Raw genomic sequence first — 24,574 nt, 5'->3', positions numbered from 1 at the left:
CCTGCGCCATCATTCTGGACCCGTATAAGCGGGCCATGTCTAATGCCATCCGCATGAGGGGATAAACGTGCAAGTAGTATATATCGCAATCGGACTGGGATTGCTGGCGGTCCTTTACGGCCTGATCACCAGCCGCCAAGTGCTCGGCGCAGCCGCCGGCAACGCAAGAATGCAGGAAATCGCCGGTGCTGTTCAGGAAGGCGCGCAAGCCTATCTGAAACGCCAATATACCGCGATCAGTATTGTGGGTGTGGTGGTTGCCATTCTGGTGTTTGTATTTCTGGGCGCAATCTCTGCCGTTTCCTTTGTGATAGGTGCCGTCCTGTCGGGTGTCGCCGGATTTATCGGAATGAATATATCGGTCCGCGCGAATGTCCGCACGGCTGCCGCAGCAGAAACGGGCCTTCAGGAAGGCCTTACCGTGGCATTCCGCGCTGGGGCGGTCACTGGCATGCTGGTCGCCGGCCTTGCATTGCTGTCCATTGCTGGCATTTTCTATGTCCTGATCGGACCAATGGCGCTGGACCTGACCGTGCTTGACGAGAAGCGCGAGGTTATTGATGCTCTTGTCGGTCTGGCATTTGGTGCTTCGCTAATTTCAATCTTCGCCCGTCTGGGCGGCGGTATTTTCACCAAGGCGGCTGACGTCGGTGCCGATCTGGTCGGTAAGGTGGAAGCCGGTATTCCCGAGGACGACCCGCGTAACCCGGCCACCATCGCCGATAATGTCGGTGACAATGTCGGCGACTGTGCCGGTATGGCCGCCGATCTGTTTGAAACATATGTGGTGACCGTGGGCGCGACGATGGTGCTGACGGCGCTGCTGTTCGCCGGTCTCGCCCAGACTGAATTGTTCGCTTTGATGAGCCTTCCGCTGATTATTGGCGGTGTCTGCATTGTCACCTCGATCATCGGCACATATTTTGTCCGCCTGGGCAGCTCGAAGAATATTATGGGGGCTCTGTACAAGGGCTTCATCACCACAGCCGTGCTGTCGATCCCGGCGATATACTTTGCCACTGATTATGCCGTGGGTATGGGGACGCAGTACAGCGTTGGAGAGAGCAGCTTCACCGGGATGTCTTTATTCTGGGCGATGATGGTCGGGTTGGCCGTCACGGGCCTGATCATCTGGATTACCGAATATTATACCGGCACTGAGTACCGGCCGGTTCGATCCATTGCGAAAGCTTCTGAGACCGGTCACGGTACCAATGTCATTCAGGGCCTGGCGATCAGCCTTGAATCCACTGCGCTGCCCACATTGGTCATCGTGGTCGGCATTATTGTGACCTATCAGCTTGCCGGCCTGATGGGCATCGCCTTTGCAGCGACATCGATGCTGGCTTTGGCCGGAATGGTGGTGGCTCTGGATGCCTATGGCCCGGTCACCGACAATGCGGGCGGTATCGCCGAAATGGCTGAGATGGAAGAAAGTGTTCGTGAAAAAACCGACGCGCTTGATGCTGTTGGCAACACCACGAAAGCTGTGACTAAGGGGTATGCCATCGGCAGCGCCGGTCTTGCTGCTCTGGTACTGTTCAGCGCATACACCGCTGATCTTAAAGAGTTCTTCCCGGATCTTGAAGTCAGCTTCAGCCTTGAAAATCCGTATGTCATCGTTGGCCTGCTGCTCGGCGCGCTGCTTCCTTACTTGTTTGGCGCGATGGGTATGACCGCCGTTGGGCGCGCCGCGGGTGACGTGGTGATTGATGTGCGTGACCAGTTTGCGAAAGATCCTGGCATCATGGAAGGGACCAGCCGCCCCAACTACGCCCGGACAGTCGATCTGGTGACGAAGGCCGCGATCAAGGAAATGATCCTACCGTCGATGTTACCGCTGCTCGCGCCGGTAATTGTCTATTTCGCGGTCACTGCGGTTGCAGGGCAGGCCAACGGTTTCGCCGCTCTGGGTGCTTTGCTCCTGGGTGTGATCGTGTCGGGCATCTTTGTTGCGCTGTCCATGACCGCTGGCGGCGGTGCTTGGGACAATGCCAAGAAATACATCGAAGACGGCAATCACGGCGGTAAAGGTTCAGAAGCGCATCATGCGGCTGTAACCGGCGATACGGTTGGTGATCCTTACAAGGATACAGCGGGCCCGGCCGTGAACCCCATGATCAAGATTACCAACATCGTGGCGCTTCTTCTGCTGGCCGCACTCGCCGCGGGCTGATCCGCCAAATAACCCGGCCTAAAAACGCCCCGCTGGAAGCAATTCCGGCGGGGTTTTTTCAGGAAGTCGCAGCCGGCCAGGCGGTTATGGTAAGCGGATGCAAAATGATCTGAACGATCTGCTTACGCAATATGGCAAAAAAGGTATCATCGATCCAAGCCGGGCCTGTATCATGGGCTGGTCCTATGGCGGTTACGCCGCATGTGCGGGGCGCGAAGGCTGTTTCTTCGCGCCCTTTTTGGTATAGAAGATCGTTAAAACCTTATCAGCTTTCCTCTGCTAACAGACCATTCAAGCGTTCTTTCCGCGCTGGAGAGGGGTTAATGCATGGGCCATATGAACCGAGACATTCAGCGCGATGCTTTGCTGCCAGCGGCCTTTTCTGACTTCCGCGCTACCAGGCGTATCGAGGCATTGGAACTGCGCGATATCGGGCCGTCCCTGATATGCCGCTGGCAGACCCTGGCGGCGCATAGTGCAGAACCCAATCCTTTTTTCGAACCGTGGATGCTGATCCCTGCATTGCGCGCATTCCCAAAACCGGGTGCGGTGAAGGTTCTGGCATATTATGACGGTGACGTTTTAAGCGGGCTGATACCCGTGTCGACGCCAAAACTGTATTACGGCCGCCCGATACCCCATTGGGCGAGCTGGCTGCATGATAATGTGTTCTGCGGAGTGCCGCTTGTCCTGCCAGGATCGGAAAAAGCCTTCCTCGCCGCTCTGCTGGAATGGATGCAGACGCGTTACAGCTATGGTTTGTTTCTTCATTTGAGCCACATTCCGCAGGATGGCCCATTTTATACAGCACTGCGCCAACAATGCGGCGATCACGGCCTGACCGCTGCGGTGGTCCACCGCGAAAAACGCGCGATGCTGAAATCATCTCAGCGCCCGGAGGAGTATTACGCCGCATCGCTTTCTTGCAAGAAACGCAAAGAATTGCGCCGCCTGGCCAACCGGCTGGGTGAACAGGGCGCTGTGTCCTTTAGCCGTCATGGCGATGCTGATAGATTGACCGAATGGACCGCGCAGTTTCTCGCCCTGGAAGCCGAAGGGTGGAAAGGGCGAGATGGCTCTGCATTGGCATCCGACGCCGCAAATAAGACCTTCTTTGAACAAACGCTGACAGGCGCTGCGAAAGCGAACAGGCTGGAGCGTCTGACCCTGTCGCTCGACCAGCGGCCCATTGCAATGCTGGTCAACTTTATCACGCCCCCTGGCGCCTATTCTTTCAAGACGACCTTTGATGAAAACTATGCGCGCTATTCGCCGGGTGTATTGCTGCAGCGGGAAAACCTTGATCTGCTCAGCAATAAAACGGTTGAATGGACAGATAGTTGCGCGGCAGCGGATCATCCAATGATCGAACGCATCTGGCGCGAAAAACGCAGTATGGTCAAAGTCAATATCGGCATCGGCGGCGCAGTGCGCCATACCATGTTTCGCCAGATGATCCGCTGTGAAGCCAGCGCGCACTTACTTGGAACATAATGATGGAAAGCCTTCAGACCATCACCCCCAACAACAGCGCAGCAAACGGCGCCGATGACAGCGAACGCGTTGCTGTATTCAGCGACGCCGCACGCGAAATCTTTGCAGAAAATTATCCGGAAACGCCGCATATTTTGCAGCACAGCCTGCCCACGCACCGTTTGCTGACGCTCGATGCCCTTGCTGATCTGGCGGTGGTTATGCCTGACAGCTCAATCGAATATAATCGCGGTGATGTGCCAATTGGCATTGAAAACAAACCGGATAGCAACGGTCTTAGCATTCAGGACACGATCCGCCACATTGCTACCAGCAATAGCTGGGCTGTTCTTAAGAATGTCGAACAAGCACCCCAATATAAGGAACTGCTGCTGTCGCTGCTGTCCGAAATCAGGCCACAGATCGAGGCAAAGACCGGTGCGATGTTGCGCCCCCAGGGGTATATTTTCATCTCTTCCCCGAATGCCGTTACTCCTTATCATTTCGATCCGGAGCATAATATTCTGCTCCAGCTGAAAGGTTCCAAAGTGATGACGCAGTTCCCGGCGGGCGATACACGGTATGCTGCGGATGAAATTCACGAAGGCTATCATTCCGGCGGCCCGCGCGAGCTCGTCTGGCAGAACGACTTTGCAACCGGTGGTACACCGCTGGCCATTACGGCTGGCCAGGCCCTGTTCGTACCTGTCATGGCGCCGCATTTCGTCCGCAACGGACCGGTCAGCTCTCTGTCATTGTCGATTACATGGCGTAGCGACTGGAGCTTTGCAGAAGCCGACGCGCGCGGTATGAACCGCATATTGCGTAAAGCCGGACTGTCGCCGGCCGCCCCTGCCCGCTGGCCAGGAAATAATACCACCAAAGCCTGCGCTTACCGGGCGCTACGCAAGCTGGGTCTGGTGTAAGCTGCGCACAGTTGGCGATTGACGAAGCACGGCGCGCTTAGCAAAGCGGGCCTATGAACACTTACAAAAAGCCGCAGGAACTGGTCGACGGGCTTGTCCGGTTGCTATCCGTAACACGAAATTCCGACGATCATTTTACCGGTCTCCCGCAGATCGGCGGTGTCGGACGGGTCTTTGGCGGACAGGTTATTGCACAGGCACTGATGGCGGCACAAAACTCTGTTCCGGCAGAAAAAATTGCGCACTCGCTGCACGCTTTCTTCCTGCGCGGCGGAAAAGAAGGCCCTCCTATTGATTACAGCATCGCATGCGATTTTGACGGACGCAGTTTCGCCAATCGCCGTGTTGTCGCCAGTCAAACCGGGGAAGACGGGATCAGCCGGGCAATACTGAACCTCACTGCCAGTTTTCAGATAGCCGAAGATGGTCTGGAGCATCAGGAATGTTCTATGCCCGATGTCACGCCGCCCGAGAGGCTGAAATCTGATATGGACCTGCGCCGCGCGGTGATCGACGCGCAGCCCGATATGCCAGAGACAACGCGGCAATTGATGCTGCGCCCGCGCCCGATCGAAATGCGGACGATCGACAGGCTCCACTGGATGAATAGCGAGCCAAGGGAACCCGCCGCGCATAGCTGGTTCCGCACCGCTGCACCGCTTCCCGATGATCCGGCTTTGCACCGCGCGGTGATCGCCTATGCCAGCGATTATACTCTGCTGGGGACCAGCGCCCTGCCGCACGGGCTCAGCTGGATGCGCGGCGAGCTGACCGGGGCCAGCCTTGATCATACAATCTGGTTCCACCGGCCCGCGCGCGCGGATGACTGGCTGCTTTACGCCACCGACAGCCCGTGGAGCGGCGGCGGTAGGGGGTTTAACCGCGGGCGGATATTCACCCGCAGCGGCACGCTGATCGCCAGCGTCGCCCAGGAAGGCATGATCCGGCGACGACGCAGCCCGGCTTAGTCACCCGCCTGCATGATAGAAGTCATAAATCACTTGCGCGACCATTTCGCTGACGCCGGGCGCGCGCTGTAAATCCTGCAGCGATGCCGCCCGGACTTTGCCCGCAGTACCAAAATGGAGCAGCAATGCGCGCTTTCTTGCAGGACCAATACCAGGAATTTCATCCAATGGTGATGCCGTAATCGCACGGCTTCGTTTTGCGCGGTGCGCGCCGATGGCATAGCGGTGGACCTCGTCACGCAAGGTTTGGAGATAAAACAATACCGGTGAATTGGTCGGCAGGGTTTTTTCCCGCCCATCGGGAAAATGAAACACTTCGCGCCCTTCGCGGCCATGATCGGGGCCCTTGGCGATGGCGATCAGCGCAATATCCTCAATACCCAGCTCGGCAAGAGTATCTCGCACCGCGCTCATTTGCCCCTTCCCGCCATCAATCAACACCAGATCGGGCCACACAGCCTTTTCCCCGCTGGTCTCCCGATCGGGATCATCCTTCATCGCGCGGCTGAAACGCCGGTTCATCACTTCTCGCATCATGCCGAAATCATCATTGGTCTGGGCGGATTTAATATTAAATTTGCGGTACTGGTTTTTCAGAAATCCCTCTGGCCCGGCAACTATCATCCCGCCAACTGCCTTGGCCCCTTGAATGTGACTGTTGTCATACACTTCGATGCGCTGGGGTATATCCGCCAATTCAAGAAATTCCGTCATTGCGCGCAGCGTTCTTGCCTTGGTCCCGCTTTCGGCCAAACGCCGCTCCAGCGCCTCGATCGCGTTGCGCTGGGCCTGCTGCATCAGTTTGCGCCGGTCCCCGCGCTGGGGGATCGAAATGTCTACCTTATGACCCACTCCGCCAAGCTCTGCGCTGGCGGCAAAGGCTTCCTCGATCAATTCCCGCTCGGGCAGATCGCGATCGACCAATATCGTGCGCGGCGGCGGCACCTCTTCGTAAAACTGGGCCAGCACATTGGCGAGGACCTGGCCTTCGTCGAAATCCTTGGGGTGACGCGGAAAGAACGCCCGATGCCCCCAATTCTGACCGCCGCGAATGAAGAACGCCTGCACGGCTGTTTGCCCGCCTTTGCTCGCTAGTGCGAACACATCCGCATCCCCGACACCGCTGGCATTGACGGCCTGACTGCCCTGGATAAAGGTCGCCGCACGCAGCCGGTCGCGCAGAATTGCGGCGGTTTCAAAATCAAGGTCTTCGGAGGCTTTGGCCATCTGCCTTTCCAGATCGGACTGCACGGCGGAGCTTTTTCCGCCGAGAAAGTCCTGCGCCTGTTTGACCAGCCTGGCATAGCCATCCTCGTCAATTCGGCCAACGCACGGCGCGCTGCACCGCTTGATCTGATACAGCAGACAGGGCCGGTCACGGCGGCTGAAAAAACTGTCCGTGCAAGACCGTAACAGAAACAGTTTTTGCAGTGCATTTATGGTCGTATTGACACTGCCCGCGCTGGCAAACGGGCCGTAATAATTACCCTTTGCCCTGCGCGCGCCGCGATGCTTCATGATCCGCGGATAACCGTGATCGGATCGCAGCAGAATAAACGGGAAACTCTTATCGTCGCGTAGCAGAACATTGAATGGCGGACGAAACCGTTTGATGAACTGCGCTTCCAATAACAGCGCCTCAGCCTCGCTATTGGTCGTGACGATTTCCATTGCCCGGGTCTGGCTGACCATACGCAGCAGGCGCTGCGTCAAATTATTCTGCTGGGCGTAATTGGCGACACGGTTTTTCAACGCGCGCGCTTTACCAACGTACAAAACATCGCCGCGCGCATCGAGCATCCGGTACACACCCGGTACCGGTTTCAATGTTTTTACGGTTGTTCTGATGGCGTCCAGACCAGCCTCAAGATTGGGCTGTGCGGAGGCGACCGTATAGGCCGCGCGTTCCTCGTTAAATCGCTCTGCCGCGCCAGGTTGATGGCCCCGAGCCTGGTCTGCAATTGGCGGCGCTTTGGATGACGGGGGAGTACCGTGGCGGGACATAGGCCATACATAGGCGGTGTCGCATAAATTGGAAGTTTCGACCGCGCTCCCCAAGCTTTGGGGCCGGCCGAGAGCGATGTTTCCAGAAATGGGACTCTCTTTTCTCTTGTGGATAACTTTCAAATTGATGACACTGCCGCATATTGACGATTCGCGCGACGAGTCGCGGCGGTAGGCATCAGGGGGTGGTGATGAGCATCAGACATTCTGACGGAGAGCATCCATCGGTCGTACTGGCCGATATTTGCCGTCGTCCAGAAATTAACGCTCAGATCATTGTGTTTGCCAATGAAAAGGGCGGCGTTGGCAAATCCACGCTTGCGTTTCACACCAGCATAGCTTTGGCCCGCGCGGGTCATAAGGTGTTGGCGATCGATTTGGACCGCCGCCAGCAATCCTTTTGCCGTGCGCTGGAAAACCGTGCAGCCACTTCGCGCAGTCTGGGTATCGACCTGCCCAGCCCGCAAACTCTGATGCTGGATCATCAGACCGGCGCGATGCTGATGCAGGAAATCGCACGTGTCGGCACGGGTACAACGACGATCATCATTGATGTTGCCGGGCACGATTCCCCGATTGCGCGCCGCGCGATGGCGCTGGCCGACAAGATCATCACACCGGTCAACCCGACATTTATCGATCTCGATTCGGTCGCCCATTTCAATGCCGCAACGATGCGCTTCGCCAAATTGGGCCGCTTCGCCGAAACCGTGGAGCAATTGCAGACCGAGCGGCACGAGCGCGGGCTATCCAAGACCGATTGGATGGTGGTGAAAAACCGCGTCCGCAAAGCCGAAAGGCTGCAGCTAAAACGCTTTGATCAGGCACTGGATCAATTGCCAGCCCATCTTGGGGTGCGGTTGCTGTCAGGCCTCACCGAACGGGTCGCCTACCGGGAACTGTTCATGTTCGGACTGACTCACGCAGATTGCGCCGATTTGCCGGGAATGGCGCATATGGGCGTCAGCAATACCGACGAGATTACCCGGTTCATCGGCGAAATGGATGTCGCCTCACCCGCACAGGTCAATGCGCAGCCCCACGCGCCAAAACGGCGTGCACCGGCCCGGTCGATGAAGCGGTACCGTAAATCTCTGCGTACACATGTCAGCTCAGCCTTGAGGTCGCGCGAGACAGTGTAATCATCAAGGGCGGCGGTGAAAGCGATCTGTCCTGATTTGCAGCATCTGCCGTAACTTCATTGACCTGCTGCGTTGCTGTGTTACCTCTGACCTGACATATCCGGCGGAGAACGGACATAGGGAGGGATCAGTGTGCAGCAACTTCAAGGGATGGATGCGTCTTTCGTCGCCCTAGAAACCCGTAATTCCCCGATGCATATCGGGTCGCTGCTGATCTATAATCCGGCAACAGCGCCGGGCGGATTTGTCCGTTTTAAAGACATTCTGGCTTTTTTCCGGAGCCGGATGCAATTGTCCAAAACAATGCGCCAACGTTTGGTCAAGGTTCCGTTTGATCTGGATTATCCCTATTGGATTGAAGACCCGGAATTCGATCTGGAATATCACGTCCGTCATATCGCCTTACCCAAACCGGGCGACTGGCGGCAATTATGCATTCAGGCTGCGCGCGTTTTTGCCCGCCCGCTGGACCTCTCTCGCCCGCCGTGGGAGTTTACGGTGATCGAAGGGCTGGATAATGTCCCCGGCGTCAGCCCGGGCAGCTATGCGATGGTGACCAAGGTACACCATGCCGCGATTGACGGAATGAGCGGCGTCGATCTGATGGAAGCGTTGCACACGCTGATGCCCGATGCACCCGCACCGGACACCCCCGATACGTGGCAGCCGGAAAACATGCCGAGCGCGGCAGAATTGCTTGGCCGGTCTTATCTCAGCGCATTGGCCAATCCGGTCAAACAGTTGGAAGTTGCCGCAAAAGCCGCACCGGGGCTCGCCAATGCAATCAAAGGTCTGGTGGTCAAAGACTTTAAAGTCAGCAGCGAGATGGTCGCTCCGCGCAGCCGCTTCAACAAAGTCATTTCCAGCGCCCGTGTGGTCGAGGGACGCAGCGTGCCCCTGGCCGATATCAAGGCGATCCGAAGCCTGTCAGATGGATGCAAAGTCAATGATGTGTTCCTGGCGATTATCGGCGGTGCCATGCGGCGGTACTTGCTGGATAAAAGCGATCTTCCTGCCAAGACGCTGACTGCGATGGCGCCGATATCCGTCCGATCAACCGACGAAAAGGGCGAAATGGGTAACCAGGTTGCAGCGATGATTGCACCGCTTGGAACGCATTTGGAGGATCCGGTAGAGCGGCTTGGCTTTGTCTATTCGCAAACCACCAATTCCAAAGCGATGAGCGATGCGGTGGGTGCGCGTAACATGACCGAAATGAGCAAGGTCAGCCCTGCTCTGTTCATGGCGCTGGGCGCGCAGCTCTACACGCGGCTTGGCCTCGCTGAGCGAATGGGACCGCCTTTCACCACTGTCGTAACCAACGTGCCAGGCCCGCCCGTGCCAATCTATTCCTCCGGGGCACAGCTGGAAAGTATGATGGGTCTGTTGTGCCTGACAGACGGACTTGGGCTGGGCCATGTGGTGCAATCCTATTGCCGCGAGGCAACGATCGCCTTTACGGCTTGCCGTAAACTGATGCCTGATCCCGAATTTTACGCAAAATGTATTCAGGAAAGTTTCGATGAATATAGGGATCTGGCCGTAAAGGGCGGTTCAGGGTCTGCTAAGACGGGTGCGGCTAGTTCAACATCAGCCAATGCGGAATCTGGTTCAGTTTCTGCCCCCAAAAGCGCGGCGAAATCTACCGCAAAAAAGCCGCGTCCAAAAAAAGCTGCTGCAAAAGCGGCAGCCCGCAAAAAATTGTCACCAAAAACGGGGCGTAAGGCTCCGGCGAAACGTCCCAGCCAGAGAAAGTCATCGTCATGAGCGTAGCCACCATAGATGCAGGCGCGACCCGCGCCCGCCCGCCAAGCCGTTTTCATACCTTGACCGAACCAGGCCGCGCGATGGCAGAATATGCCAGTTTCGTCGCCTTGCGCCCTGCCATGAGCCATCTGCCGCAAGGCGACGGGCACGGTGTGCTCGTCCTGCCCGGATTTATGGCGACTGACCGGTCGACGGCTCCGATGCGCCGTTTGCTCAGCAGTCTGGGATATGAAACGGCGGGGTGGGACCTTGGGCGTAATGTCAAGGTGGACAATATCCGGGTGGCCGAAATGGCCAAATGCGTGGAGAATCTATACGATAGGACCGGCGGCAAGATTTCCATTGTCGGCTGGAGCCTGGGCGGCGTTTTCGCCCGCGAGCTCGCCAAAATGCTTCCTGAAAAAGTCCGTTTGGTGATTTCGCTCGGCAGCCCGATCAGCGATGACCGCAACCATACCAATGCGAGCAGATTGTTTGAATGGCTTAACGGTAAAGAGCCCGAGCCATTGAAAGAAGGCCGTTTCACCGGATTGGACCGGGCACCGCCGGTACCAACGACGTCAATTCTGACCAAAACCGATGGCATCGTGCATTGGCGCGGATCGGTTCAGGCCTCGGATGCGGGACTGCCAGGTCAGACGGAGAATATCGTAGTCAATGCCAGTCATATTGGATTGGGCGTCAACCCGACTGTTATGGTAGCGATTGCGGACCGGCTGGCGCAGCCGGAAGGCGCGTGGAAACCATTCGTGCCGCGCGGCTTCACCGGCCTGTTATTTCCGCGCGACCAATTGCATTGACCCGTTGCCTTGGCAGGTATCGTCAGTCGTCAGGGCTTAGAACAGCTTGCGCAAATCTATGCCGAGATAACGGCCGGTCGGGTCGATCAAAAGCGGCTGGAAGCCAGTAGGGATATTGCCGTTCGCATCGCGTACTATCCGTCTGCCATCGAACAGATTGTCAGCGCGCAAGGCAAGCCGCATGCCTTTCAAGACTCCCTGCTCCTGATCAAAGATTTCACCCAGATTGGCGAATAATCGTAGATCGAAAGTCAGCAGGTCGTCGATGAAAAGATTGGATTGCGGGCTACCACCGGTGCCGTCAATTCGCGCGCTGCCGGTATAACGGCCCGATAGGCGCATACCCAGCCCTTTTCCGAAAACACCTGCTTCAAGCCGTGACGACCCGCTGGCCGTTCCAAAAGAGCTGAGCGAGTCGCCATCCAGCAAATCAAGCAATGGCCCGCCCTGAGCAATCAAAATTTGACGGTCCACTTCGACGCTGTGCGTCAGGTTCAAGAAGTACCGCACGGCATTATCGGGCCCGGAGCCGGGAATGCTAGGCCCGCCCCGCGTTTCCACAGGACGTCTACCGGATGGCTGGGCGCCTTCGGCCCGACTATCATCACTGCCGCGCTCGCACATGCGGGTACGCAATATGGCAAGCCGTTCACGGTCGATCGTACCATCCTCATTTTTGACCCGCCCCAGCATCTGTGCGGCGCGCTCCCTATCCAACCCTTCTATCCCGGCGGGCGTTTCACCGTTTTCGATTGCACCCGCCAATTGCAACAGGAATGCCTCGCCATCATCGGCGCAGATACGCTGACGGAAGGCCTGCATTTGCTCGCGCTGCTCTTCGCTTATATTGGCAAAGTCGGGCCGCCCGGCCCTTCGGTTGCCGCCCCCGGTGGCTTCTGGCGGTCCACCTGCAGGCGGTCGGTTGGTTGCGGCGCCAGAGGACCCGTCCGTGCCGCCACCGCGCCGCTCAGATCCGCCGATCCGCCCGCGCATCGTCAGGCCGAAGGATATACGTTTGGTCCGCGATTCAAAAAAATCCACTGGACGCTGGTCGATTGCGAGCAAGGTGCCGGGAATGTTGGGAAATAACGGATCGGGTGCAGCGCGCGTGATACGCCCGGGAAAGGCGGCTTCGATCTCGGATGAAAGAAATGGGAAGGAAGAGGATACATTTTCGGACCGATTGCTGACGTAATCAACCGTAAATCGCGCGCCATCGACAAAGGGAAGTTCCCAATTGGCCGACAGGTTCCAGTCCTTTTGTGTTTCTGCCCGCAAGTTGCGATTGCCGCCCGTGGTCACGCTTATCAGCGAAGTATCGCCGGTCACCAAATCAAAGAACGGCACATTCAGCGTCGTAATTTCTGGGCTGCCAAGCTGCAATAATGTCGGCTGCACTTCGCGGTAGACATAGGTTGCCTGCAAACTAAGCCCGTCAAACGGCTCCCAGTTTGCACCTGCTGTCCAGTTATATAGAGTGCCAAAATCCGACACATCATTGAAACCGATCTGACCATTTAATGTGATCGAGCCGAGCGCGCCCAATACATCATCGCGGGTACTGGTAACCGGTACCGAGATATTAAATCCGCCCGAGATCGTCCCGCGCTCCAGCGTCACATCCGATCCGCCGCGCGAGTCCGTGCTGTCGATGCGGTTCCACATATAGCCAAGATCAAAGGTCGTACTGACTTCACCGGCCGGCACAAACAGCGGGCTGCCGCGTAGTGTCAGCTTGGTGTCTGCGGAATATGTACCCACCTTTGCCACGTCAAAACCGGCATCTGCCAACGCGGGCAAGGCGCCGGCGATGTCTAGAGCGCCATCGGCGGCGGCAGCAATGATGCCGCTCACAACGGCGCGGCGGTCAATTTCTGTCCGGCTATCTGAAAAGGCACCGTCTGCGGTCGCTGCAAACTGGAAATCCCCGATCGGGCGCGAATATGACAACGCGGCCGAGACCGTGTCCGATGATCCGCGCCGTTCCAGCGGATCATCCGCGCCAAATGTACGGAACAACTGATTGCCCAGGTCATCGGTCAAAAGAACACTGTTGAGGCCTGACAGGCTAAGGCTGTCATTGCGCTCGTAAGTGGCATTCACGCTCAGCGATGATCCGGTGTTCAAAAACGCTTTTGCCCAGTTGGCGGTAATTTCCTTCTGGGCGCTGTCCGCAATCAGACTGCGGAACGCGGCCGGATCGGGATCACTGGCCACGTCAGACAGACTGCCCTGGGTCTGAATGATGGCGCGCTCATCCTCGGTCAGCAGCGAGACATCGCGCGCTTCCGCATTGAGATTGAGCCGCCCGCCACCCGCGATCCGCAAGAGCGTTAACTCCTGCTCACTAACCGAATATCCGCCGCGATCCGGCTGTTCAAATTCGACCTCTGCCGTGATGGCAGAATATTTGTCCTTCAGAATAAAGTTTAGCACGCGCCGATTGGGCGGAAACCCGAATAATTGCGCGGTTTCCTCTGGCAAGACTTCGACTTTGCGGATCGCCTCTGACGGGTAAGACCGGAATTCGCGGAAGCTGGCAACTCGAATACCATTGACCAGAAATACCGGCTGTCCGCCGCCTCGCCCGCGGTTTGATCCGGTTTGCGGTTCAATTGCGGCGACCAGATCGGCGATAGACGATGCGCCATATGCCGCGATTTCGTCTTCGCCAAGCTCCAAAATGGGCGCCTGCGCTGTATCAACCTGCTGGCGCAAACGATCGCCAAACACCACAATTTCATTGGTGTCAGGGCGGTCTGCCTGCGGCGGATCGCCCTCTGCGTCCTGTGCCGCATCTTGAGCATATACGGTAGACGGGATTGCCAGCGCGAGCGCCGCGCAGGAACACAGAAGTTTAGGAGCGATCATCATTCTTGCCTTGTGATGGAAACAGGCTCTCTAGTAACCAGTTTTACAGTATCAATTTGTCGCAAACCGCAAGAATAGGTGACGGTTTGCATCAGATACGCTCAAGGCTTCCCTTTTATCCCGGCGGGGTCTATGTGCCCGCTAGATTAATCGACCAACAACACGGAATAAGAGCACATATGGCTAAAGAAGAACTCCTCGAAATGCGCGGCAAGGTGGTGGAATTGCTGCCCAATGCGATGTTCCGGGTAGAGCTTGAAAACGGTCACGAAGTGCTAGGCCACACCGCCGGTAAGATGCGCAAGAACCGTATTCGCGTGCTTGTCGGCGACGAAGTGCTGTGCGAACTGACACCGTATGACCTGACCAAGGCGCGGATTACCTACCGCTTCATGCCAGGCCGCGGCGGCCCCGGCCAGGGCCCCGGTCCGGCATAATATGCTGCGGGCATGACCGCATCGATTACAGACCCCGCGCTGGTACTCGGCTCCGCCAGCCCGCGCCGCCGCGAATTAATCGCGCGGCTGGGTATTGAGCCTTCGGCCGTGTGTCCTGCAGATATTGACGAGACACCCCGCAATGCCGAACTGCCGCGCGTTTACGCGGTTCGGATGGCGCGCGAAAAAGCCGAGGCGGTAGCAACCGAAGGTCAGTTTATCCTGGCTGGAGACACTGTGGTTGCCGCAGGGCGCCGCATCCTGCCAAAGACCGAAAACGAAGTGTCTGCCCGGGCCTGTTTGAAATTGCTTTCCGGCAGGCGTCACCGGGTCTTATCCGCTATCGCACTCAAATATCCTGACGGCAAGATTTGCGAGAAGCTGAGTGAAACCATTGTCCGTTTCAAACGGCTGAGCGCCAGTGAAATGGACGCCTATATCGCTGGCGGCGAGTGGCAGGGTAAGGCTGGCGGCTATGCCATTCAGGGCAGCGCCGAAGGCTTGATTGCGTCGATACACGGCAGTCACTCAGGGGTTGTTGGACTGCCGCTGTTTGAAACCCGCGCGCTGCTAAAATCCGCTGGTTTCAGCCTTGGCTGAGTGGCAGATCGAGCGCGGTATAGGCGAAGACCGCGCAATACTGACAGAAGGTGGCCATATTCTGCAAACCCGCCAGCATTGGCATGGTGAGCTCATCTCTGGATCGATCATAACGGCCATTTTGGTTTCAAAAATCGCCGGCAGCAAACGCGGCACCGGGCGTTTAAGCAATGGCACCGAAATTCTTATCGATCGGCTGCCTGCCAATGCACAAGAAGGCGCAGAGATCACGGTAGAAGTTACACGCTCTGCCATTGGAGAACGCGGCCGCCTGAAAATGGCGCAAGCACGGCCCAGCACGTCGGAGCCCGCGTCGATCACTGTGGAAGACAGCCTGGCGACAACACGTTTTCCCGTCCGCCCAGTGCGGCGCTTCACGGTCTCTGGCTGGTCCGGCATCATCGCCGATAGTCTCGCCCAATCGGTGACGTTTAATGGCGGCACGCTGCTCCTATCCCCTACCCCCGCAATGCTGATGATTGATATTGACGGCATTCTGCCACCGCGCGGCTTGGCTATGGCTGCGATACCGGCCATTGCACGCGCCATCAGACAGTTTGATATTGGCGGTATGATCGGGATTGATTTCCCGACTGTGTCAGGCAGGCAGGATCGCCGCGCCGTCGATGAGGCGCTGGATGCCGCATTGGGTGATTGGCAGCATGAGCGCACGGCGATGAACGGCTTCGGCTTTGTGCAGTTGGTCGCGCGGTTGCAGCGCCCCTCGCTCTTTCATCGTGCCAGCACATCGCGGGCAGGACTGATCGCCAGACAGCTATTGCGGCAAGCCGAACATCTCTCCGATCCCGGAGCAATATTGCTGTCAGTCCATCCGGCTATCAAAGCCAAGCTGAACCCCAATTGGCTCGAACAGCTGGCTCGGCGTACCGGACGAGAGGTGCGGATAGAGGTACAGCCCGCCCTTGCGCTGGAGGGCGCTTTCGCCCAGTCGGTACCATTATGACGACTGCATCAAAGACCTGCCCGATCTGCAAGAAACCGCGCAATAGCCAGTTTCACCCCTTTTGTTCCGGCCGTTGCCGGGACCGTGATTTGAACCAGTGGTTCAAAGATGGGTATGCTGTTCCCGGCCGGCCAGCCTCCGTAGAAGAACTGACGACAGCCGATTGGGATAAGTAAGACCAAACGGTTGTCAGAAAACGGCCGCGGCACGGCTGATTTTCCCTTGCCAAGCGCGTCCAGCTTCGCCATAGCGCCGCTTCCAACCCGCACTGGTATGACGATGAACCAGCGCCGATGTGCCCGGATAGCTCAGTTGGTAGAGCACACGATTGAAAATCGTGGTGTCGGCAGTTCGAATCTGCCTCTGGGCACCATTTCCCTTAATCAGGAAGTCCGCAAAGACCTCAAACCTCGCCATCTGTCGGTGCGGCTGCTAAGTTCGCATGCATGATATGGAAGGGCGAGAATTTCGGCGTGGCTGTGACAGCCATTGCGCAGGCTGTCGAACCGGGGCGTCCCGCGCTGCTGCATGGTAACCGTATGGTCACCTGGCAGGAATTGGACCAGCAAAGCGATGCCATTGCAGCCGGTCTGCTCGCGAAGGGATTGAAACCGGGCGATGTCGCCGGGCAGATGCTGCGAAATTCACCGGAGTATATTCTGGCCTATTTCGGCTGCGTAAAGGCCGGTATCACGCCGGTGAATGTCAATTACCATTACAAGGAAGGCGAGCTTGGCGATATATTCGTGCGCTTTGGCCTGAAGGCGGTATTTGTCGAGGAAGAGTTCGCCGAACGATCGCGGGCGGCAAACGCGCCGGGCCTTGACCGGATTATCACGGCAGATGCGGGCAATGCGGAATGGCAAGCCATCTGCAATAAGGCGATCCCGCCAAATTTCACCGCAAACCCGGACCCGCAAGCTCTGTTCTATACCGCGACGGGCGGGACCACCGGTATGCCCAAAGCCGTCATGTGGCCGTTTGAAGAAGCGTGGGACGCTTTCCAAATTTCCCATTGGCCAACGGGTCTGGGACAACCGCCCCATATAGCCGGTTCGCTGGCCAGCCACTGCGCCATTGCCGCATCGCTGCCACCCGGCGGGCCTGATAGCATAGCGCCGCTGCTGCTGCTAAGCCCGCTGATGCACGGCGCCGGACAATTCGCCGCTATGATCCATCTGATGCGCGGCAGCACTCTGGCAACCATCCCCGCAAACCGCTTCGATGCCGATAAGGCGATTGACACGATCGCCGCGCACGGGGCCCGCTCGCTTGCTTTTGTCGGAGATGCCTTTGCCACGCCTCTGGCCGATGCGCTGGAGACGCGCCCCGATTCTGCACAGGCAATCGGCAGCTTACGCATGATTACCTCATCGGGCGCGGTATTCAGCCCAGCGGTCAAGAAACGTCTGATAGGGATCCACCCGCAAATGGTTATTGTCGATGCACTGGGCTCCAGCGAAAGCGCGGGCACTGCGGTAACCATCACCACTGCGGCTGGCACCAGCGGCGGCGGCCATTTTGCGCCGATGCCGGGGCGGGAGACAAAGATATTTACCGTGAAGGACAATGGCAGCTACCGCGAAATTCTACCCGGAACAGATGCCTTTGGCATTCTCGCACGCTCCGGCCCATTGCCGCTGGGCTATCTCGGCGAGGACGCGAAAAGCTCTGAGACATTTCCGGAAATCGGCGGCAAACGATGGCTCATGACCGGCGACATGGCGCGCTACCGCGAAGATGGCAGCATAGAATTCCGGGGCCGCGACAATATGTGCATCAATACCGGCGGCGAAAAAGTCTTTCCCGAGGAAGTCGAGGCCGTTTTACACAGTTGCGAAGGCGTAAGCGATGTCCGCGTCGTCAGCGTGCATGATCCGCGTTTTGGGCGGAAGATTGCAGCCGTTGTGCAAGGCGATGCGGCAATTGAGGCAACCCTTGACAGCGCAGTCCGCGAAGCTCTCGCCGGATATAAAATACCGCGCTTCTATGTGTTTACTCAGCAATCGCTCCGCCTCAACAATGGCAAGCCCGACTATAAAACTGCGCAGGAACTTGCGGAGAAAGCCGCCGCCTAACTGCTGCGGTCCGCCTTGTCCTTCGCGTTGGTGTTCTTAATCATTGCACGCATAGCGTCCCACTCCTCATCGCCGAGCGGGCTGAGCATCTGGTAGAAAGTGCCGCCGGTAGCCTGATATCCGGCCCCGTCAATCGCGATAGTCTGTCCGTTTACCCATTCCGCGCCAGGCCCCATCAGGAAAACGGCCAGATTTGCAAGCTCGTGCATTTCCCCGTGGCGGCCCATCGGGTTCATCCGGTCATCGGAATTGCCGCCGCGCCCGCCGGGCGATAGCCGCGCACTCATGCCTTCGGTCGGAAACAGGCCAGGCGCAATCGCGTTGAACCGCAATCCGTAACGCCCCCATTCCACCGCGAGGCTTTGCGTCATCGTGTTGATCGCCGATTTTGACATGGCGGATGGAACCACAAATGGTCCGCCATTCCACACCCATGTCGTCAGGATCGACAGGAAACTGGCCGACTTGCCTTCATCAATCAGGCGTCTCCCGATCTCGTGCGTCACATAAAACGTCCCGCGAAAAACTGTATCGGCAATGGCGTTAAACCCGTTGACCGAGATATCTTCGGTCCTGCTGATAAAATTACCCGCCGCATTGTTGACCACGCCGGTCAGCGCGCCGCCTTCGGCCCAGATCGCATCAACCATAGCCTCGATGGCACCGGGGTCACGAATATCACAGGAATGGCCGATAACCGTGCCGCCATGCGCGTCCATCAATTCCTTGGCGGTATCGTCCAATTTGTTCTGGCGCCGCCCGCAAATATGCACGGTTGCGCCCAGTTTCAGAAAGGCTTGTGACATCTCACGGCCTAAGCCTGTGCCGCCACCGGTCACCAGAATACGTGCGCCCTGCATCAATCCGTCGCGGTACATCAGTTTTGCAATATCCATCGGAAAGCCTTTCAGGTCAGTTCAATCGGTAAAATCTGGTATGCGTTTTCCGGCAAAGGCGGCAGCGCCTTCAGCGAAATCTGCCCCGTCAAAAGCTGCGGCAAACATTGCCTTGGTGTGCGCGTCATCCTCGGTTTGGCCGCCAAGTGCCAAGCGAACCAGCTGCTTCATCGCAGTGGTGGAAGTACGCGACGCGGCCAGAATAGTGGTGAACACAGCATCGGGTGCGTCGGTAATAATCTCGGCCAGGCCGATCCGGTGCGCTTCGACTGCATCGATTAATTCGCCTGTGTAGAGCAATCTCTTCGTTTGGCCCGGACCAATCAGATCGGTCAGTAGCTTTATATCATGAAACGGATAGACCAGCCCCAGCTTGGCCGCAGTAATTGCGAACCGTGCACCGGGTGACGCCACACGAATATCGCAGGCCAAAGCCAGCCCGCATCCCCCTCCGATACAGTCACCCGTAACCCATGCGATTGTCGGCAGAGGAAATCGGGTGAGCTGATATTGCGCAGCAAAGATCGCGTCTTGGTTTGCACGCAGCCACTGGGCATCATCTTTATTCGCCAGCATTTCGTGGATATCTGCGCCCGCGCTGAAGCTGCTGCCATTGGCAGACCGAACCACCAGAAGCCGCATGTCAGGAGCGCGGGAAGCGGTCTGCAACAGGTCCGGGATGGTTTGCCACATGGCAAGTGATACCGCGTTTCGCCGATCCGCCCGGTCAATCAGCAGATAGCCGATCGCGCCTTCCTGTTTGAAACGGATGGTCAAGCTGCGGGGATCAGCAAGCTGTGCATCACTTCAGTCATCGGCTGGCCCATATCCGCGTTTCCAGACCAGCATGGTGCGGTCAAAACTGCACACAACGTCTTTATGCTGATTGCGGCCAAGCGTGTGGATCTTGACGATGCCCTGCTCCGGCCGCTGTTCCGATTCGCGCAGTGTCAGAACTTCGCTTTCGGAATATAGCGTGTCGCCAGCGAATAACGGCCTAGGCAGCTTGATATTGTCCCAGCCCAGATTGGCGACCGCTTTCTGGCTGACGTCGGACACACTTTGACCGGTCATGATTGCCACTGTGAGCGGAGAGCAGATGAGCGGCTTGCCAAATTCGGTTCTGGCGGCAAATTCGTGGTCAAAATGCAGCGGATGGGTATTCATCGTCAGCAAAGTGAACCACGTATTGTCATGCTCCGAAATTGTCCGTCCGGGACGATGTTCATACACATCACCCACGGCGAAATCCTCGTAATACCGGCCAAATGTCTCGCGGTAACGGCCCGGAGCCACTTCGATCACACCATCACGCATCGCCCATGTCTCCCATTCCGGATATGCAGCCACCTTGCACCAATGGTCGCTGACCAACCCGCCGGTCAATAGCAAGCTGGTTCCGCCCGGCGCATTCGCGGTACGCGTGCGCCGGATGCGCTGCGGCTGACCACAATTATGCGCCGCGTGCTGATTGCACTTTGCCATTGATACCAGTAAATGCCATTCCTGTCCCCCCTATGCTGGTATTGTTGACCGCTTACGTCGGGGCTGCGATTTTTTAAGGAACCACGCATGACCCGTCGCCGCCAAATTTACGAAGGCAAGGCAAAAATCCTTTATGAAGGCCCGGAACCCGGCACGATCATCCAATATTTCAAAGATGACGCGACCGCTTTCAATGCTGAGAAAAAGGGCACGATTAACGGCAAGGGCGTGATCAATAACCGCATCAGCGAATATGTGTTTACGCGGCTAAGCCATATCGGCATCCCAACCCACTTCATCCGCCGTCTGAACATGCGCGAACAGCTCGTCCGTCAGGTCGAAATTGTTCCGATCGAAGTGATCATACGCAATGTCGCCGCAGGCTCGATCTGCAAACGTCTGGGGCTTGAAGAGGGAGAGCCCCTGCCCCACACCTTGATCGAATATTGTTACAAGGATGATGCGCTTGGCGATCCGCTGGTTTCTGAAGAGCACATTGCGTGCTTCAATTGGGCCAGTCAGGAAGAAATGCAGGATATTGCCAGCATGGCCATTCGCGTGAATGATTTTCTGTGCGGGATGTTTGCCGCCATCAACATACGTCTGATCGATTTCAAGCTGGAATTTGGCCGGATGTATGATGGTGATTTCAGCCGGGTTATTCTGGCAGATGAAATCAGTCCCGATGGGTGCCGGTTGTGGGATATGACCACCAATGAGAAGCTTGATAAGGACCGCTTCCGCCGGGATCTGGGCGGCGAAGAGGAAGCCTATCAGGAAGTTGCGCGCCGCCTGGGTATTCTTGGTAATGAGGATAATAGCCCCGGTGAAGTGTTCGATCTCAACGCGCATCGCGGAAAATTGCGCGGAACACCGCCAAAAAAATAGCGCCATCGTGATCGGCTGTTGGCCGGGCATTGCAGGCTGGGACTTGTTTCTGCATGGTGAAAGCCATGACCTCACGCCTTTTCACGCATATTGCGGCATCGCTTGTTCTGACCGCCCTGCTCGCGGCGCCTCTCGCTGCGCAGGATGGTGTTGCGGAAACCGCAGCAGAGGGCGCCGAAGCGCGGAGTGCGGAAACCGGATGGAACCCGGCAGATTGGGATTTTGACGACAGCGAATTCCTGCCGGAGGCTGGCTGGGTATTCGGCAGGCTGGATAATGGCATGCGGTACATTATCCGAAAAAATGACCGGCCCGAAAAGACGGCATTGGTTCGCATGGAGATTGCTGCCGGGTCAATTGATGAACGCCCTGAAGAGCAGGGCTTTGCCCATTATGTTGAACATATGGCTTTCAATGGGTCGACCAATATTCCCGAAGGCGAAATGATCAAATTGCTGGAGCGCGCAGGGCTTGCATTCGGCGCAAATACCAATGCCTCGACCAGTTTTGAACAGACTCAATATAGGCTGGATCTGCCCCGTGCCGATGAAGGATTGCTCGATACGGCGCTGATGCTAATGCGCGAGACTGTCAGCGAACTGACCATTTCACCAGAGGCCGTGGACCGTGAGCGCGGCGTGATCTTGTCTGAACGCCGTGTACGCAACAATTACAATTTGCAAAACGTCATTGACGGATTGCAGTTCAACTATCCCGAGGCGCGGATCGCATCGCGCCTTCCAATTGGCACAATCGAAACTCTAGAAGGCGCAACAGCGGCGGGACTGCGCGGCTTTTGGGAACGCGAATATGTGCCCGCCGATACGGTTGTGATAGTCATCGGCGACTTTGACCCCGCAGTGGTTGAGGCCAAAATCACCGAACGGTTCGCCGATTGGGCTGCGTCCCCCTCCCCTGATCAACCGGGCGCAGGGCCAGTGGATGGGGCGCGCAAAGGCCAGACGGACATCTATCTTGATCCCGCACTGACCGAAACGATCGTTCTGGCGCGTCACTTCCCGTATCAGGACCGGCCAGATACGTATGACACACGCCGCGAAACACTGCTATATTCGATTGCCGGGCGCGCTTTGGGCCGCCGCTACCAACGGCTGCTGCGCAGTGAAGACCCGCCGTTTCGCGGAGTAAATGTCTCTACCGTCGCGTTTTTTGACGAGGCAGAAACGGCCCAGATTAGCGTCTCAACCGAGGAAGGCGGCTGGCAGCGCGGGCTTGATGCGGCGATCGACGAAACGCGCCGCGCGCTGCAATTTGGTTTTTCCGATAGCGAGATTGCCGAACAAGTGGCCAATCTACGCACGGCTTACGAAAACGCCGTTGCCAATGCAGGGACACGGTCCAACGCGAGCTTTGCCAATGAAGCAATCGGCATTGTCCGCGCAAGCTCAGTGCCGGCCGGACCCGTTGCCGGGTTGGAACGGTTTGGCCGTATGGTGGACGGGCTGACCGCTGCTGAAGTTACAGATGTCTTCCGTGCGCGTACGCGCGATCTGACAGAACCGTTGATCCGGTTTAGCGGAAAATCTGCTCCCAAAGGCGGGGGCGATGCACTGCGCCGCGCAGTCGATGCAGCCTTTGCGCGCGCTATAGCCCCGCCGGAAGATAGCGCAGCCGACAAGTTTGCATATACCAATTTCGGTGCCGCTGGGGATATCATAACAGATACCCGCACCGATCGGCTTGATATTCGCACAATCCGCTTTGCCAATAATGTCCGCCTGAACCTGAAGCCAACCGATCTGGAGGACGGCAATATCCGAATTCAGGTCGCGATTGATGGCGGTCTGATGCTGCGCACCCGAAACGACCCCCTGGCGGTAGAGATTGGCAGCCTGCTCACCAGTGGCGGACTGGGGCGGCATAGCCTGGATGAATTGCAGTCAGTGCTGGCTGGCCGTTCGGTTAGCGGTAATTTCCGCAGCCGGTCAGAGACATTTGTCAGCACCAGCACCACGACCAAGCGTGATTTTGAGCTGCAGATGCAATTGCTTGCCGCCTATATCACCGATCCCGGCTATCGCCCCGAAGGGCTCGGCCCATATCGCAAAAGCCTCGACGATTTCTTCGCGCGCCTTGGCAAGACACCCGGCTCCGCCTATTCCGAGGCGTCGCGTGCCATCCTGTCTGACAACGATCCACGCTTCACCCGCCAGCCGATAGATGCCTACCGCACACTTGATTTTCAGAAATTAGAGTCGGTGATTGGCGGCAGACTGCGAAACGGCGCGATTGAAATAGGTATTGTCGGCGATTTTGACGAGGAAGAAGCCATTCGTTTCGTGGCCTCGACATTCGGCGCTCTGCCAGAGCGTGAAGCTGACTTCCGGCCCTATGACGGTCCGGCACGTGAACGCAGCTTCACAGCGGATCGCGGCGTGAAGACCGTCGAACATGATGGCGAGGCAGATCAGGCGATTATCCGCATGGTCTGGCCCACAACCGATGATACCGATGTCGAGCTGACATCACGAATGAACTTGTTATCGCGCGTAATCCGGCTGCAAATTACTGAGAAACTGCGCGAGGAACTGGGCCAGATATACTCATCATCGGTGACCAGCAGCCAATCGGGTATATACCCAAATTACGGGACGTTTTCCATCGGTGCATCGGTTGATCCGGCCCAGTTGGACGCAGCCAGAGATGCCCTTATTGGCGTTATAGCTGACCTGCGTGACAACGGACCAGATACAGATGTCATCCAGCGTGCGCGGCAGCCTGTGCTGGAAGCGATAAGTAACCGGCTGAAAAGCAACGGCGGATGGATGGCGCTGGTCAATCGCGCCCAGTCAGAGCCCGAAGATATCGCCAACTTCTTGACCGCCACCGAGCGTTACAAATCGATCACGCGCGAGGAATTGCAGGCTCTTGCCAAGCAATATCTTGATCCAGCCAGCGCGGTCGAATTTCGCGTTGTGCCCGGCGCGGATGTATTGACGCAAGCCAGCGCAGACTGACTGATCAGACTTTCCGACAGGTTGCAGGCTGCGCTGCCTTGATAGTAACGCGTTGTGGCGGCATAGAAACCGCAGACTTGGCAGGGCCGCACTCCGGCCCCACCGCATCAGTGAGAGCGTT

General features: G+C 57.4%; 20 protein-coding genes and 1 tRNA gene. 16 read left to right on the top strand and 5 right to left on the bottom strand.

Annotation, left to right across the window (positions count from 1 at the left end; all coding sequences use genetic code 11):
* Nucleotides 1-67 precede the first annotated feature (67 nt).
* The 5 genes from WA922_RS03240 to WA922_RS03220 all read left to right on the top strand — a co-directional run bounded on the left by WA922_RS03240 (nucleotide 68) and on the right by WA922_RS03220 (nucleotide 5,543).
* On the top strand, nucleotides 68-2,176 hold the full coding sequence (locus WA922_RS03240; RefSeq protein WP_424770236.1) for a sodium-translocating pyrophosphatase: 2,109 nt from the start codon (nucleotides 68-70) through the stop codon (nucleotides 2,174-2,176).
* A 97-nt stretch (nucleotides 2,177-2,273) separates the two neighbouring features.
* Entirely contained in the window at nucleotides 2,274-2,423 is a 150-nt protein-coding gene (locus WA922_RS03235; RefSeq protein WP_424770235.1) for a prolyl oligopeptidase family serine peptidase, read from the top strand.
* A gap of 89 nt (nucleotides 2,424-2,512) precedes the next feature.
* Nucleotides 2,513-3,670 (top strand): GNAT family N-acetyltransferase, encoded by a 1,158-nt coding sequence (locus WA922_RS03230; RefSeq protein ID WP_424770234.1) that lies wholly within the window; start codon nucleotides 2,513-2,515, stop codon nucleotides 3,668-3,670.
* A gap of 2 nt (nucleotides 3,671-3,672) precedes the next feature.
* The gene (locus WA922_RS03225) at nucleotides 3,673-4,575 is read left to right on the top strand and encodes a transcriptional regulator (RefSeq protein WP_424770338.1); all 903 of its coding nucleotides are present in this window, start codon (nucleotides 3,673-3,675) and stop codon (nucleotides 4,573-4,575) included.
* 53 nt (nucleotides 4,576-4,628) lie between these two features.
* Nucleotides 4,629-5,543, top strand: a complete 915-nt coding sequence (locus WA922_RS03220) for an acyl-CoA thioesterase (protein WP_424770233.1) — start codon at nucleotides 4,629-4,631, stop codon at nucleotides 5,541-5,543.
* Here the strand turns inward: WA922_RS03220 and uvrC are convergent, their stop codons facing one another.
* Nucleotides 5,544-7,547 carry an excinuclease ABC subunit UvrC gene (uvrC, locus tag WA922_RS03215; RefSeq protein WP_424770232.1) on the bottom strand — a complete coding sequence of 668 codons (2,004 nt, stop codon included), beginning with the start codon at nucleotides 7,545-7,547 and terminating at the stop codon, nucleotides 5,544-5,546.
* 191 nt (nucleotides 7,548-7,738) lie between these two features.
* Here uvrC and WA922_RS03210 point away from each other — a divergent pair, with 191 nt between their 5' ends.
* The 3 genes from WA922_RS03210 (at nucleotide 7,739) to WA922_RS03200 (ending at nucleotide 11,256) form a co-directional block, all read left to right on the top strand.
* Nucleotides 7,739-8,689 carry a division plane positioning ATPase MipZ gene (locus WA922_RS03210; protein WP_424770231.1) on the top strand — a complete coding sequence of 317 codons (951 nt, stop codon included), beginning with the start codon at nucleotides 7,739-7,741 and terminating at the stop codon, nucleotides 8,687-8,689.
* Between the two features lie 132 nt (nucleotides 8,690-8,821).
* Entirely contained in the window at nucleotides 8,822-10,456 is a 1,635-nt protein-coding gene (locus WA922_RS03205) for a WS/DGAT/MGAT family O-acyltransferase (protein WP_424770230.1), read from the top strand.
* The gene (locus tag WA922_RS03200) at nucleotides 10,453-11,256 is read left to right on the top strand and encodes an esterase/lipase family protein (protein ID WP_424770229.1); all 804 of its coding nucleotides are present in this window, start codon (nucleotides 10,453-10,455) and stop codon (nucleotides 11,254-11,256) included. Before WA922_RS03205 ends, WA922_RS03200 begins: the two co-directional genes overlap by 4 nt.
* Before the next feature lie 36 nt (nucleotides 11,257-11,292).
* Here the strand turns inward: WA922_RS03200 and WA922_RS03195 are convergent, their stop codons facing one another.
* Nucleotides 11,293-14,130 carry a hypothetical protein gene (locus WA922_RS03195; RefSeq protein ID WP_424770228.1) on the bottom strand — a complete coding sequence of 946 codons (2,838 nt, stop codon included), beginning with the start codon at nucleotides 14,128-14,130 and terminating at the stop codon, nucleotides 11,293-11,295.
* A gap of 176 nt (nucleotides 14,131-14,306) precedes the next feature.
* Here WA922_RS03195 and infA point away from each other — a divergent pair, with 176 nt between their 5' ends.
* From infA to WA922_RS03165, 6 genes are all read left to right on the top strand, one after another.
* The gene (gene infA / locus WA922_RS03190; protein ID WP_067600927.1) at nucleotides 14,307-14,564 is read left to right on the top strand and encodes a translation initiation factor IF-1; all 258 of its coding nucleotides are present in this window, start codon (nucleotides 14,307-14,309) and stop codon (nucleotides 14,562-14,564) included.
* Nucleotides 14,565-14,576: 12 nt separating this feature from the next.
* On the top strand, nucleotides 14,577-15,164 hold the full coding sequence (locus tag WA922_RS03185) for a Maf family protein (RefSeq protein ID WP_424770227.1): 588 nt from the start codon (nucleotides 14,577-14,579) through the stop codon (nucleotides 15,162-15,164).
* Nucleotides 15,157-16,128 carry a ribonuclease gene (locus WA922_RS03180; protein WP_424770226.1) on the top strand — a complete coding sequence of 324 codons (972 nt, stop codon included), beginning with the start codon at nucleotides 15,157-15,159 and terminating at the stop codon, nucleotides 16,126-16,128. The genes WA922_RS03185 and WA922_RS03180 overlap by 8 nt, the downstream gene beginning before the upstream one ends.
* A complete protein-coding gene (gene yacG, locus WA922_RS03175; protein WP_424770225.1) occupies nucleotides 16,125-16,304 on the top strand; it encodes a DNA gyrase inhibitor YacG in 180 nt (59 codons plus the stop codon). The genes WA922_RS03180 and yacG overlap by 4 nt, the downstream gene beginning before the upstream one ends.
* Nucleotides 16,305-16,425: 121 nt before the next feature.
* Nucleotides 16,426-16,501, top strand: a tRNA-Phe gene (locus WA922_RS03170).
* A 73-nt stretch (nucleotides 16,502-16,574) separates the two neighbouring features.
* On the top strand, nucleotides 16,575-18,206 hold the full coding sequence (locus WA922_RS03165) for an AMP-binding protein (protein ID WP_424770224.1): 1,632 nt from the start codon (nucleotides 16,575-16,577) through the stop codon (nucleotides 18,204-18,206).
* Here WA922_RS03165 and WA922_RS03160 read toward each other — a convergent pair.
* From WA922_RS03160 to WA922_RS03150, 3 genes are read right to left on the bottom strand one after another with little or no spacing between them, the layout of a single operon-like run.
* A complete protein-coding gene (locus WA922_RS03160) occupies nucleotides 18,203-19,102 on the bottom strand; it encodes an SDR family oxidoreductase (RefSeq protein ID WP_424770223.1) in 900 nt (299 codons plus the stop codon). The genes WA922_RS03165 and WA922_RS03160 overlap by 4 nt on opposite strands.
* A gap of 21 nt (nucleotides 19,103-19,123) precedes the next feature.
* Complete coding sequence (locus WA922_RS03155) at nucleotides 19,124-19,879, bottom strand: enoyl-CoA hydratase/isomerase family protein (RefSeq protein WP_424770222.1); 756 nt, start codon at nucleotides 19,877-19,879, stop codon at nucleotides 19,124-19,126.
* Nucleotides 19,880-19,909: 30 nt separating this feature from the next.
* Nucleotides 19,910-20,452, bottom strand: a complete 543-nt coding sequence (locus WA922_RS03150) for a MaoC family dehydratase (RefSeq protein ID WP_424770221.1) — start codon at nucleotides 20,450-20,452, stop codon at nucleotides 19,910-19,912.
* Between the two features lie 222 nt (nucleotides 20,453-20,674).
* Between WA922_RS03150 and purC the strand changes: the two genes are divergently transcribed.
* Together purC and WA922_RS03140 are read left to right on the top strand one after the other, a co-directional pair.
* Complete coding sequence (gene purC / locus WA922_RS03145; protein ID WP_424770220.1) at nucleotides 20,675-21,475, top strand: phosphoribosylaminoimidazolesuccinocarboxamide synthase; 801 nt, start codon at nucleotides 20,675-20,677, stop codon at nucleotides 21,473-21,475.
* 65 nt (nucleotides 21,476-21,540) lie between these two features.
* Complete coding sequence (locus tag WA922_RS03140; RefSeq protein ID WP_424770219.1) at nucleotides 21,541-24,453, top strand: M16 family metallopeptidase; 2,913 nt, start codon at nucleotides 21,541-21,543, stop codon at nucleotides 24,451-24,453.
* Nucleotides 24,454-24,574 lie beyond the last annotated feature (121 nt).

It is taken from the genome of Pontixanthobacter sp. (assembly GCF_049682855.1).
Classification (GTDB): Bacteria; Pseudomonadota; Alphaproteobacteria; order Sphingomonadales; family Sphingomonadaceae; genus Pontixanthobacter.
This window is presented reverse-complemented; position numbering and strand designations above follow the sequence as displayed.